At 74.4% G+C, this 12,507-nt stretch carries 11 protein-coding genes; 7 read left to right on the plus strand and 4 right to left on the minus strand.

Going from position 1 to position 12,507, the window contains the following annotated elements; genetic code table 11:
- The first annotated feature begins 30 nt into the window (after positions 1-30).
- A complete protein-coding gene (locus ABD419_RS24105) occupies positions 31-1,941 on the plus strand; it encodes a helix-turn-helix domain-containing protein (protein WP_344492413.1) in 1,911 nt (636 codons plus the stop codon).
- Positions 1,942-1,966: 25 nt separating this feature from the next.
- Here the strand turns inward: ABD419_RS24105 and ABD419_RS24110 are convergent, their stop codons facing one another.
- Positions 1,967-3,133 carry an acetyl-CoA C-acyltransferase gene (locus ABD419_RS24110; protein ID WP_344492416.1) on the minus strand — a complete coding sequence of 389 codons (1,167 nt, stop codon included), beginning with the start codon at positions 3,131-3,133 and terminating at the stop codon, positions 1,967-1,969.
- Positions 3,134-3,292: 159 nt separating this feature from the next.
- On the opposite strand from ABD419_RS24110, the gene ABD419_RS24115 reads away from it, so the two are divergent.
- Entirely contained in the window at positions 3,293-5,203 is a 1,911-nt protein-coding gene (locus ABD419_RS24115; protein WP_344492418.1) for an acetoacetate--CoA ligase, read from the plus strand.
- Positions 5,204-5,241: 38 nt separating this feature from the next.
- Entirely contained in the window at positions 5,242-5,874 is a 633-nt protein-coding gene (locus ABD419_RS24120; RefSeq protein WP_344492421.1) for a hypothetical protein, read from the plus strand.
- 5 nt (positions 5,875-5,879) lie between these two features.
- On the opposite strand, the gene ABD419_RS24125 is transcribed toward ABD419_RS24120, so the two are convergent.
- Positions 5,880-6,365, minus strand: coding sequence for a hypothetical protein (locus ABD419_RS24125; protein ID WP_344492424.1), 486 nt, complete (start codon positions 6,363-6,365; stop codon positions 5,880-5,882).
- Between the two features lie 240 nt (positions 6,366-6,605).
- Here ABD419_RS24125 and ABD419_RS24130 point away from each other — a divergent pair, with 240 nt between their 5' ends.
- The 3 genes from ABD419_RS24130 to ABD419_RS24140 all read left to right on the plus strand — a co-directional run bounded on the left by ABD419_RS24130 (position 6,606) and on the right by ABD419_RS24140 (position 8,245).
- Positions 6,606-7,106, plus strand: coding sequence for a MarR family winged helix-turn-helix transcriptional regulator (locus ABD419_RS24130; protein WP_344492427.1), 501 nt, complete (start codon positions 6,606-6,608; stop codon positions 7,104-7,106).
- A 103-nt stretch (positions 7,107-7,209) separates the two neighbouring features.
- The gene (locus ABD419_RS24135; RefSeq protein ID WP_344492430.1) at positions 7,210-7,551 is read left to right on the plus strand and encodes an antibiotic biosynthesis monooxygenase family protein; all 342 of its coding nucleotides are present in this window, start codon (positions 7,210-7,212) and stop codon (positions 7,549-7,551) included.
- 130 nt (positions 7,552-7,681) lie between these two features.
- The gene (locus ABD419_RS24140) at positions 7,682-8,245 is read left to right on the plus strand and encodes a hypothetical protein (protein ID WP_344492433.1); all 564 of its coding nucleotides are present in this window, start codon (positions 7,682-7,684) and stop codon (positions 8,243-8,245) included.
- A 2-nt stretch (positions 8,246-8,247) separates the two neighbouring features.
- Here ABD419_RS24140 and ABD419_RS24145 read toward each other — a convergent pair whose 3' ends face one another.
- A complete protein-coding gene (locus ABD419_RS24145; RefSeq protein WP_344492436.1) occupies positions 8,248-8,856 on the minus strand; it encodes a TetR/AcrR family transcriptional regulator in 609 nt (202 codons plus the stop codon).
- Positions 8,857-8,945: 89 nt separating this feature from the next.
- Between ABD419_RS24145 and ABD419_RS24150 the strand changes: the two genes are divergently transcribed.
- Positions 8,946-9,989 (plus strand): aldo/keto reductase, encoded by a 1,044-nt coding sequence (locus ABD419_RS24150; protein ID WP_344492439.1) that lies wholly within the window; start codon positions 8,946-8,948, stop codon positions 9,987-9,989.
- A 30-nt stretch (positions 9,990-10,019) separates the two neighbouring features.
- Here ABD419_RS24150 and ABD419_RS24155 read toward each other — a convergent pair whose 3' ends face one another.
- A complete protein-coding gene (locus tag ABD419_RS24155) occupies positions 10,020-12,326 on the minus strand; it encodes a M28 family peptidase (protein WP_344492442.1) in 2,307 nt (768 codons plus the stop codon).
- Between the last annotated feature and the right edge of the window lie 181 nt (positions 12,327-12,507).

Genomic DNA, 12,507 nt, shown 5'->3' on the forward strand with positions numbered 1-12,507 from the left:
GCCCGCCCCCCGACCTGAGAGAAGACCCCCGTGCCCGTCGACGACGACGAAGCCGGCATCGGCCCGGCCGCCGCGGCCCTGCTGCGACTGATCGGCCTGATCGCGGCGGACACCTCGGACGACGAGCTCGCGGCCCCGGCCCGGGACCTGCAGCGGTCCCGGGCCTCGGCCGCGGCGGTGGCCGCGGTCGAGGAGGCGACGGCGTCGGCGCGGCGGATCACCCGGACGCTGGCGCAGCGCCGGCGCCGGGAGGCGGAGCTGGCGGCCCTGTTCGACACGGCCGGCGACCTGGCGGCGCTGCGGAACCTCGACTCGGTCCTGCGGGCCATCGTGCACCGGGCCCGGACCCTGCTGGGCGCGGACCTCTCCTACATCGCGCTCCAGGACCCCGAGGCCGGGGACACGTTCATGCGGGTGACCGACGGGTCGGTGTCGGCGCAGTTCCAGCAGCTGCGGCTCGGCATGGGCGAGGGCCTGGGCGGGCTGGTCGCGGAGACCGCCCTGCCGTACGCGAGCACCGACTACCGGGTGGACTCGCGCTTCCACCACACCGAGCGGATCGACGCGGCCGTCACCGAAGAAGGCGTGCACGGGATCGTGGGCGTCCCGATGCGGGTGGGCGAGCAGGTCATCGGGGTGCTGTTCGCGGCCGACCGGGTCCCGCGCGGGTTCGCGCCGGACGACGTGGCGATGCTGGTGTCGCTCGCCAACCACGCGGCGGTCGCCATCGAGAGCGTGCGGCAGCTGGAGGAGGCGCGGCAGGCGCTGCGCGAGCGGAGCCGGGCCGCGGAGACGTCGGCGCGGCTGAACGGGGCGCTGCGCCGGGCCGCGGACGCGCACGACCGGCTCACGGGCCTGGTGCTGAGCGGCGGCGACGTCGGCGACCTGGCGGCGCAGACCGCGGAGCTGTTCGCGGGCCCGATCGGGATCTACGACGCCGAGGGCGGCGAGCTGGCGCGCGCCGGGGAGGGCGGGGTCCGGTTCGTGCCCGAGGGGGTCGAGGGTTCGCAGGCGAGTCGCGGCGCGGTCCTGGCCGGGGGCCTGTGGGTGTGCGCGGTGACGGCCGGGCCGGAGCCGCTGGGCAGCATCGTCCTCGGCGGGCGGGCCGACCTCGGCGAGGCCGACCGGCAGCTGTTCGAGCGCGCGTCCCTGGTGACGGCGCTGCTGCTGCTTCTGCGCCGGTCGGTGGCGGACGCCGAAAACCGCGTCCGCGGGGAGCTCCTCGACGACCTGCTCACCGACGCCGGCCGGCGGCGCAGCGGCGGGTCGAGCCTGCTGCTGCGGGCCGGGAAGCTCGGCGTGGACCTGCACCGGCCGCACGCGGTCTTCGTCCTCGACTGCGACGCGCAGCCGCGGCTGGCCTCGGAGGCGAACCGGTACGCGCGGGCCGAGGGCGGCCTGGCCGGGGGCCGCGACGGGCGGCCGGTCCTGCTGCTGCCGGCCGAGGAGCCGGGCACGCGGGCGGCGAAGCTCGCGGCCGCGTTCGGCCGCGTCGCCGGGCGGCCCGTCACGGTCGGGGCCTCGGGCCGGGTCGGCGGCCTCGAGCGAATCCCGGAGGCGTACGCCGAGGCGGTGCGGTGCACCGAGGCCATGCTCACGCTGGGCCGCAAGGGCGAAGGCGCGTGCATGGAGCAGCTCGGCTTCATCGGGGTCCTGCTGGGGGAGGCCGGCACGGACGCGTTCGTGCGCCGCACGATCGGGCCGGTCCTCGACTACGACGAGCGGCGCGGCACCGACCTCGCGGGGACGCTGGAGGCGTACTACGCGGCGGGCGGGCACCTGGCGAAGACCAAGGCCGCGTTGAACGTCCACGTCAACACGGTGTCGCAGCGCCTCGACCGGGTCGCGGCGATCCTCGGCGGCGACTGGAACTCCCCCGCGCGGTCGCTGGAGGTCCAGCTGGCGCTGCGGGTGCACCGGCTCTCGCGCGCCGGGCGCTGAGGCGCCCGGCGCGTCGCATACGGCCCTACCTGGCGCGCAGCACGATCGCGTCGCCCTGCCCGCCGCCGCCGCACAGGCCGGCGGCGCCGGTCGCGCCGCTGGGGAGCTGGCGGGACAGGGTCTGCACCAGGCGGGCGCCGCTGGCGCCGAGCGGGTGCCCGAGGGCGATCGCGCCGCCGTCGCGGTTGACGCGCTCGGGGTCGAGTCCGAGCTCGCGGATCGAGGCGAGGGCCACGGCGGCGAACGCCTCGTTGATCTCGACGGTCTCCAGGTCGGCGACCGCCACGCCGGCCAGCGCGGCGGCCGCCTCGATGGCGCGCGCGGGCTGGTGCAGGAGCGAGTTGTCCGGGCCGGCCACGGTCGCGTACGAGAGGATCTCGGACTCCCACTCCAGGCCGAGGCGCTCGGCGGTGGACCTGGTGGTGAGGACGAGCGCGGCGGCGCCGTCGTTCATCGGGGAGGAGTTCCCGGCGGTCAGGGCGCCGTCGGCGGTGAAGGCCGGGCGCAGTGCGGCGAGGCCGTCGAGGGTGGTGGCGGGGCGGGGGCTCTCGTCGGCGTCGACGACGCCCTTGCGGGTGGTCACGGGGGTGATCTCGGCGGCGCGGTCGGCGGCGCCCTTGGCGGCCTTGAGCTGCGAGGCGAGCGCGTAGGCGTCCTGGTCGGCGCGGGCGATGCCGAGCGACCGGGCGTGGCGCTCGGTGGACTCGCCCATGGAGACGCCGTCGTAGGCGTCGGTGAGCCCGTCGAACGCGGCGTGGTCGAGCATGGTGACCTCGCCGTACTTGAAGCCGCGGCGCGAGCCGGGGAGCAGGTGCGGGGCGCGGGACATGGACTCCATGCCCCCGGCGACGACGAACTCGAAGTCGCCGGCGCGCAGGAACCGGTCGGCGATGCCGACGGCGGTGAGCCCGGAGAGGCAGACCTTGTTCACCGACAGGCTCGGCACGTGCATGGGGACGCCCGCGGCGACGGCGGCCTGGCGGGCGGGGTTCTGGCCGCACCCGGCGGGCAGCACGTGGCCGAGGATCACCTGGCCGACGCGGTCGGGGGCGACGCCGGCCCGTTCGAGGGCGGCCGCGACGGCGGCGCCGCCGAGGGCGGTGGCGGGGACGTCGGCCAGGCCGCCGGCGAAGCGCCCGATCGGGGTGCGGGCGGCGGCGAGGACGACGGTGGTCTCGGAGCGGTGACTCATGAGCCGATCCTAGTGAGTGGGACGCCCTGTCGGCCATGGTCGGGGGCGCCACTCTTTCCGGCGCGGGTATGTGGGCGAGGGCCACTGCGGATGCGGCGCGCGTGGGGAACACTTGGCGTGGCGCGGACCGACGGCGGTCCCATCGAAGGAGGCGAGTGCGTGACCGGCGAGGTGCTCTGGCGGCCGCGGCCCGACGCGGTCGAGACCACGAACATCGGGGCGTTCGGCAGGTTCCTGTCCGAGCGGGCGGGCGTCGGCCTGGACGCCTACCGGGACCTGTGGCGGTGCTCGGTCGAGCGGCCGGGCCTGTTCTGGGGCGCGGTGTGGGAGCACTTCGGGCTCGGCGGGCCCGTCCCGGAGGAGCGGGTGCTCGCGTCGGCGTCGATGCCGGGCGCGGTGTGGTTCCCCGACGAGCGGTTGAACTACGCGCAGGCGGTGCTCGCGGCGCCGGGCATGGACGCGGCGGACGTCGCGGTCAAGGGCTACTCGGACACGCGCGGCCCGGTGGAGTGGACGCTCGCCGAGCTCCGGTCGGCGGTGGCGCGGCTGCGCGGGGGCCTGCTGGCGGCCGGGGTCGGGAGCGGGGACCGGGTCGCGGCGTGGATGCCGAACGTGCCGGAGACGTACGCGCTCATGCTCGCGGCGGCCTCGATCGGGGCGGTGTTCACCTCGTGCGCGCCCGAGTTCGGGGCGCGGGCGGTCGTGGACCGGCTGCGGCAGGTCGAGCCGGCGGTCCTGTTCGTGACCGACGGGTACCGCTACGGCGCCAAGACGATCCGGCGCGACCGCGAGATCGCGCAGGTGGTGGCGGAGCTCGACCCGGCGACGGTGGTGACGTTCCCGTACCTGGACGAGGGGTTCGCGGTCGGCGAGCGGTGGGAGGACTTCGGCCGGGACGGCGAGCTCGCGTTCGCGCCGGTCCCGTTCGCGCATCCGCTGTACATCCTGTACTCCTCGGGGACGACGGGCCTGCCGAAGGCGATCGTCCACGGCCACGGCGGGATCGCGCTGGAGCACGCGAAGATGCTCGGCCTCCACCACGACCTCGGCCCCGGCGACCGGTTCTTCTGGTACTCGACCACCGGCTGGATGATGTGGAACTACCTCGCGTCGGCGCCGCTGGTCGGGGCGGCGCTGGTGACCTTCGACGGCGCGCCGGACCCGGTGGGGCTGTGGCGGCTCGCGGAGGAGTCGGGCGCGACGTACTTCGGGACCAGCGCGCCGTTCCTCATGGCGTGCAGGGACCGCGGCGTGGTGCCCAAGGACGTGGCCGACCTGTCGCGGCTGCGCGGCGTCGGCTCGACCGGCGCGCCGCTCCCTCCGGCCGGGTTCGACTACGTCCACGAGTCGGTCAGCGCGACCGCGCAGCTCCAGTCGCTGTCGGGCGGCACCGACCTGTGCACGGGGTTCATCGGGGGCGCGCCGACGGTGCCGGTGTGGCGCGGCGAGCTGTCGTGCCGGTGCCTGGGCGCCGACGTGCAGTCGTTCGATCCGAACGGGCGCGACGGGATCGGCCGGGAGGGCGAGCTGGTGATCGCCGCGCCGATGCCGTCGATGCCGGTCGGGCTGTGGGGCGACGACGACGGGAAGCGGTACCGGGACACGTACTTCGACAAGTACCCGGGGATCTGGCGGCACGGCGACTGGATCACCATCACTGACCGCGGCTCGGCGGTCATCTCGGGGCGCAGCGACGCGACGCTGAACCGCGGCGGGGTGCGCATGGGCACCGCCGAGTTCTACACCGTGGTCGAGGCCGTCCCGGGAGTCGCCGACTCGCTCGTGGTGCACCTCGACGACGAGGACCGGCTCATCGTGTTCGTGGAGCCCGCCGGGAAGTTCGACGCGGCGCTGGAGGCCGCGGTCAGGGCCGCGATCCGCGCCGAGCTGTCCCCGCGGCACCTCCCCGACGCGGTGGTCGCCGTGCCGAAGATCCCGCGCACGGTCACCGGCAAGAAGGTCGAGGTCCCGGTCAAGCGCATCCTCCAGGGCGTCCCGGTCGACCAGGCGGTGGCCAGGGGCTCGCTGGCCGATCCGGGCGCGCTGGAGGCTTTCCGACCAAAGGGATGAACGGGGAACCGGTGACGGTCGCGGGGCGTCGAACCCCCATGGACATGAAACTGCACCGGCTCCTCCCGCTCGCGGCGCTGTTCACGCTCGCCGCCTGCGGGCAGGGCACCGAACCGACCGGTTCGAGCGACGGGCCCGCCGACGCGGCGGCCGAGGAGACGACCTACCGCGGCGTCATCACGGTCTACCAGGGGACCGAGCGCGACAGCGCCGAACTCTGCGCGGTCGTCGCCGAGTCCTATCCCCCGCAGTGCGAGGGCCTGCCCGTCACCGGGTGGGAGTGGGACGCGGTCGAGCACGAGGAGGCCCTCGGCGTCCGCTGGGGCTCCTACGTCGTCACCGGCACCTACGACGGCAAGGCGTTCACGGTCACCGAGGACGCGCTGACGATGGACGAGATCGACATCGCCGACCACCCCGAGCTCCAGTACTCGGAGCCCGAAATCGGCGAGCCGGCCGAGGACCTGGGCGCCGCCGAGCTGGAGGCGCTCGGCACCGAACTGCAGGAGGCGTTCCCGGCGCTGGTGTTCGGGAGCTTCCCGGACGAGGCGAACGGGGTCCTCGTGACCGACGTGCTCCTGGTGAGCCCCGAACTCGAAGCCTATGCGGCCGAGCACTTCCCGGCGGACACCGTGGCGTTCGCGCCGGTGCTCCGGCCGGTCGAGGAGTAGTCGGCTCAGACCCGCGGGGCGAGGTACCCGGCCTGCCGCTCCGCGAGGAGCCGGCGGGTCCGGGCCACGTCGATGCTGACGCGCTTGATCAGGTCCGGCGCGTACCCGCCGCCGGCGACCACGCCCACGATGATCAAGGGCAGCAGCGTCAACCGCACGGTCATGGCCCACGGGCCCTTGGCGCCGATCCTGCCGCCGTCGCTGAGGCGCACCAGGCGGGTGCCGGCCCAGATCGCTCCGAGCCCGCGGCCGTTGCGGTAGCAGAGGCCGTAGAGCGCGGGTGCGAACACCACGAGCGCGAGCAGGCCCACCACGCCCACGTTCGGGCTGAGCGACGCCGCCTCGCCGATCACGGCCAGGATCACGAACCCCACGGCGACCAGGACCAGGTAGACGATGAAGTCGACGAGCCAAGCGAAGCACACCGCCCAGCCCCCGGCCTCGACATAGGGGGTGCCGTTGCCGAACGTCTTCATCTTGGAGGCTGCCATGGCAGGGACTCTAACGCCGCCCGTGTCGCCCGGTCCGCCAGGAGGCAGCCGTCCCACGGCTCGGACCTGCGGTTCCGTCGTGATCGGTCCACGGCGGCCCGGAATCCTGCCGGTGTCCCGCCGGTCCCCCGCCCCGCGCGCCGATCCCGGACCGCGGTCCCACCTGTGAGGAAGCCTCCTCTCCGGCGCCGGTCCCGGGCGGTAGGGTTCAGGCACTACGGGACTGAGCATGGGGTGGGCATGTCACAGAGTGTGGATCAGATCGTGGACCAATGGCGCTGCGCGCGACCGGATGTGGACCCGTCGCCGATCGACGTGGTGGGGAGGCTGATGCGGCTCGCCCAGTACTGGGGGGCCGAGGTGCGGCGGTTCATGGCCGGGTACGACCTCCAGACCGGGGAGTTCGACGTCCTGTGCTCGCTGCGGCGCACGGACGCGCCGCACGAGCTGACGGCGACCGAGTTCATGCGCACGGCCCTGGTGACCTCGGGCGCGATCACCAACCGGATCGACCGGATGGAGCGCAAGGGCCTGGTGGAGCGGGTCAGGGGGACCGAGGACCGGCGGGTGGTGCGGATCAGGTTGACGGCCAAGGGGATGCAGGTCGTCGAGGAGGTCTACCCGAAGCACGTGGAGAACCAGGCGTCGTTCCTGGAGCGCCTGTCGGCGGCCGAGCGGAAGCTCCTCATCGGACACCTCTCCGAGCTGCTCGAATCCTTCGAGGAGCGCTTCCCGGACTGAGAGCGGTACGGCCTTCGAATATTTCAACGTTCACTTGCTTTACATTGAGGCAGTCCATTGTCCATAATTTGTCTCGACGTTGAGACTTCTTGGAGGCGTGGCGATGGCAGTGAACGGGGTGCCGCAGCACGAGGGCGGGTACGCGGTCGTTCACCGGTGGCGCGTGCGCCCCGGGTACGAGGACCTGTTCGTGGAGGGGTGGACCCGGGTGGCCCACGCCGCGCACCGGTTCAGCGGCGGGTACGGGTCGCGGCTGCACCGCGCCGAGGACGGCGTCTGGATGTCGTACGCGCGCTGGCCCGACAAGGAGGCCGGCGACCGGGGCGGGCAGGAGGACGCCGAGGGCGCGGCGATGATGTCGGTCTCGGTCGAGGAGTCCCTGCCGGTCATGCACCTGGAGATCGTCGCCGACCTGCTCGCCGAGCCCGGCACGACCGCGGGCTGAGGCCCTCGCCCGCAGGGGAGGCCGCCGACTCGTCCGGCGACTGCGGCGAGGGCGATGCCCCGCGCGCGAGGGAGGCCGCTCCCCCGCGCGAGGGAGTCGGGCGCGCCCGCGCGGGCGGAGGATTCGGACCATGGACATCGCTTCCGCCCCTTGCCGAACCGACCGGCGCGCCGTCGTCGCGGGCGTCCTCATGGCGCTGTGGTGCGTCGGCTTCGCAGTCGCCAACGTGTGGCTCGAACTCAGCGGCCGGCTCGACGACGGGCCGTACGCGGCGTACGCGCGCGGGTTCCTGGTCATGAACGTGCTGGTGTTCGCGCTGAAGCTGCTCGGCGCCGCAGTCATGCTGCTCGCGGTGGCCGACCGACCGCGACTCATCGGCCCCTGGTGGACCTCGGTGCTCGCGTTCGGGGCCTTCGCGACCCTCGGCGTCTACGCCGCGGCCGGGGTGGCGAAGGGCGCGGCGCTCGTCGCGACCGGGTCCGACCAGGCCACCGCCGCGAGCGTCGGCTATCTGCTGTTCTTCGTGCTGGGCGCGTGCGGGTTCGGGGTCGTGGCGGTCGCGCACTGGCGGCGGTTCCGACCCGGCGCCGCGCCCGTCCTCGTCGGCGCGGCCGGGGCGCCGGTGCTGCTCGTCGCGGTCTTGACGGTCGCGCCGCGGGCGCTGTCGGCGCTCGGAGTGATGCCGGCCGTCTGAGGTCAGGCGTACGCGCCCGCGCGCGCGGCGGCCGCAGCGGCCGCGGCGGCGCGGGCGGCGGTATCCGGGTCGAGCGGGTCGCCGCTGACGAGGAAGCGGTAGTAGAGCGGGGCAGAGAGGGCCCGGACGACCTCGTCGGCGTCGGTGCCGGCGGGCACGTCGCCGCGCGCGGCGGCCTCGGCGACGCACGGGGCCCATTCGTCGATGCGCACGCGGTAGAAGCGGTGCAGGGCCGCGGCGGTCTGGGGGTCGGAGGCGGCGGCCGCGATGACCGCTTTGAACAGGGGCCCCTGGCGCTCGTCGGTGAGGGTCTTGAGGATGAGCCCGGCGAGCGCGGCCAGGTCGGTCTCCAAAGCGCCGGTGCGCGCGCGCGGGAGCGAGGACTCGGCCATCTCGGCGAGCAGGTCGGCGACCAGGCCCGGGACGGTGCCCCAGCGGCGGTAGACGGTGGTCTTGCCGACCCCGGCGAGGCGCGCGACCTCGGCGAGGTCCACCCCGCCGATCCCCTTGTCGGCCAGCGCGTCTCCGGCGGCGCGGAGGACGGCCTCGCGGACGCGGGCGGTGCGCCCGCCGGGGCGGGACGTGCCCGGGGCGCCAGTGGCCTGATTCATAACGGGACTCCAGTTGCGTTAAGTGGTGTGCATGAGCTAGCTTAGACCCCAGATTAACGGAACTGAAGTTCCTTTAGAAGGGATCTCCCATGGAACACCGCCGCCTCGGCCGCTCCGGCCTCCTCGTCCCCGCCCTGTCCTTCGGCGCCGGCACCTTCGGCGGCTCCGGGCCGCTCTTCGGCGCCTGGGGCGACACGGGCGTGGCGCAGGCCCGCCGCATGGTCGACATCGCTTTGGACGCGGGGATGTCGATGTTCGACACCGCCGACGTGTACTCCGACGGCGCCTCCGAGGAGGTGCTCGGGGCCGCGCTCAAGGGCCGGCGCGACCGGGCGCTGATCTCGACCAAGGCCGGCCTGCCGATCGGCGAGGGCCCCAACGACGCCGGGGCCTCGCGCGCCCACCTCGTGCGCGCCGTCGACGGCGCCCTGCGCCGCCTGGACACCGACTACATCGACCTGTTCCAGCTGCACGCCTTCGACGCCCGCACCCCGGTGGAGGAGACCCTCGCGGTCCTCGAGGACCTGGTGCGGGCCGGGAAGATCCGGTACGTCGGCGCCTCGAACTACGCGGGCTGGCAGCTCCAGAAGAGCCTCGACGCGGCCGACCGCCTCGGACGGCCGCGGTTCGCCGCGCACCAGGTCTACTACTCGCTCGTGGGCCGCGACTACGAGTGGGAGCTCATGCCGTTGGGGATCGACCAGGGCGTCGGGGCCCTGGTGTGGAGCCCGCTCGGCTGGGGGCGGCTGACGGGGAGGATCCGCCGCGGCGCCCCCGTCCCCGAGGGCAGCCGGCTGCACCAGACCGCGCAGTTCGGGCCGCCGGTCGAGGACGAGGCGCTGTACCGGATCGTCGACGTCCTCGACGAGCTGGCCGCCGAGACCGGGCGCACGGTGCCCCAGATCGCGCTCAACTGGCTGCTGCGGCGGCCCACCGTCGCCTCGGTGATCGTGGGCGCGCGGGACGAGGACCAGCTGCGGCAGAACCTCGGCGCCCTCGGCTGGGAGCTCGACGCCGAGCAGGTCGCGCGGCTCGACAAGGCCAGCGCGAAGCCCGCCCCCTACCCGTACTACCCGTACGAGCGCCAGGAGGGCTTCGCGCGGCTGAACCCGCCCGCGGTCCCGGTGGCGTAGGGCCCGGATCGGGGGTCCGCGGGGCCGGGCTCAGACGGCGGCGGCCGCGACGGTCACGGTGTCGGACAGGCGGTCCCGCGAGCGCATGAGGCCCTCGGGGCGGTCGGTGTAGCCGTCGAGGCCGTCGATGCCGTGGGTCTGGTCGAAGACGGTGGCCTCGGCGACGTCCCCGTGGAGGGTGAGCGTGAAGCCCTCCGCGGGGACGTTGTAGAACCAGATCAGGGCCGGGTCGCCGGGTTCGGCGGGCGCGGCGACCGGGACCTCGGCGGCGGTGCCGTCGGCGAGGACGGCCTCGGCGCGGTCGACGGTCCCGTAGACGGCGAGCCACATGGTGTCGGCGCCGCGAGGGGAGGCGACCTGGAGGGTCGCGGCGTCGGCGGTGCGGGCGGTGAAGACCGCGGTGGGGGCGGGGAGGTCGATCGGCACGGCGGTGCCGGAGCCGGTGCCGGGGTCGGCGGCGTCGCGGTAGGCCTCGGGGAGTTCGGACTCGTCGAGGTCGTCCTCGGTGACGTACCGGGCGGTCCAGTCGGAGCGGTCGCGGTCGGTGGAGACCCATGCGGCCGTGCCGGTGTCGGCGTCGAGCACGTAGGAGAGGTAGGCCTGGCGGGGGTGGTCGGCGTCGAAGCGGTCGACGGCGAGTCCGGCGCCGACGAGGGCGAGCGCGGCGGCTGCGGCGGCGGCCGGGACGAGGCGGAGCCGGAGGCGGAGCATCGTCAGGAGCGGGAGCGCGGGGGCGGCGAAGAGGACGATGAGGACCGCGGGGACGGCGGCGAGCTCGAGGCCGAAGGCCTCCATGAGGCTGGAGGTCCAGGCGAGCTGGACGGCGGCCGGGACGAGCGCGATCGCGAAGCAGCCGTAGCCGATGAGGCGGACGGGCCGGGAGCGGTCGTGGAGGAGCATCGCGACGAGGAGGCCGGCGGCGGCGAGCGCGGGGAGCGCGAACACGAAGGACAGGCCGGGGACGGCGACGGCGGTGGCGGTGCCGAGGACGGCGAGCCAGGCGAGGGGCGCGAGCGCGGCGGCGGCCTCGCCGAGGCGGCGGCACACGGCGGCGTACCAGGCGGTGAGCGCGGCGACGGCGAAGACGAGGAGCGCGAGGAAGTAGAACGTGCGGTTGAACAGGAGGCCGTACTGGTCGCCGTAGCCGGGCCGCAGGGCCTGGAGGAGCGGCCACAGGCCGACCGCGGCGGCCGCGGCGAGGGCGACGGGCGCGGTGAAGGTGAGGATCGCGAGGGTGAGCCGCGGGAGGCTGAGCACGCGGCGGGCGCGGGCGAGCGCGGCGGCGGCGATGACGGCGGCGAAGCCGAGGAGGGCGACGGGGAGGTTCCAGGTGTCGTCGTAGTGGACGAACAGGCCGAGGAAGCCGAAGAAGGTCTGGTCGTGGCCGGTCTCGAGGTCGGCGAGGTCCATCGCGGCGAGGGCGCGGGCGGTGCCGAGGGTGTTCGCGCCGTGGTGCTGGAGGCTGGCGGGGTCGAGGTGGTCGGTGTCGTCGTGGGGGGTGTGGTACCAGGCGGCGCCGCCGATGAAGGCGTTGTTGAGTCCGATGTAGCCGGCCTCCTGGAAGCGGGTGAAGTCGGTGTCGTTGGGGAGCTGGCGGTAGGCCTCGATGGCGGAGGAGTCGCCGTAGGGGTGGGGCGCGGCGTCGGCGAAGACGTCGATGAGGGCGGCGTTCTCGGTGGAGGTCTCGAACATGAGGGAGGGGCCGGAGACGCCGCGGGCCTCGAGGTTGAACACGACGGTGGGGGCGTCGGCCGCGGGGTGGGTGCGGGCGTAGGCCTCGGCGCCGAACAGGCCCATCTCCTCGCCGTCGGTGATGAGGACGACGACGTCGTTGCGGTGGGGCCCTTCGAGGCTGAGCGCGCGGGCGGACTCGATGATCGCGGCGACGCCGGAGGCGGCGTCGGCGGCGCCGGGTCCGGAGGGGACGGAGTCGTAGTGGGAGGTGAGGAGGACCGTGCCGGTGGGGTCGGTGCCGGGGAGGGTGGCGACGATGTTGTCGACGACGCCGAAGCGGACGAGGGCCTCGCCTTCGCCGGAGTCGCGGGCGAGCTCGGTCTGGACCTCGGTCGCGAAGCCGAGCGCCGCGAGCTCGCCGACGAGGAGGTCGCGGACGCGGTCGTGCTCGGGGGTGCCCATCGGGTGGGGTTCGACGGCCATGGCCTCGACGGTGGCCCAGGCGCGGTCGGCGCTGAACTCGTCCGCGGGGGCGTCGGCGGGGGCGGGCGCGGGCGGGGTGGCGTCGACGGCCCAGTTGGCGATCCCGATGAGCGTCAAGGCGATCAGGACGGCGAGCGCGGCCCAGGGCCGCTCGGGAAGGTGCAGGATGCGGCCGCGCATGTTCGGTCCTCGGAGATGTCGGGCTCTGGTGGGCGCCCTCACTCTACTGCCGGGTAATGGGGATCACCATCGACGGGGTTCGATCACTGTCGGCTGAGGTGGGGCCAGAACGTGAGCATTGTAGACAATATGAGTTTCGGAGCGTCGTATTTGGCGCGGACCCCTGTCGAGCGGATAGGGT

It is taken from the genome of Glycomyces endophyticus (assembly GCF_039531525.1).
Classification (GTDB): domain Bacteria; phylum Actinomycetota; class Actinomycetes; order Mycobacteriales; family Micromonosporaceae; genus Glycomyces; species Glycomyces endophyticus.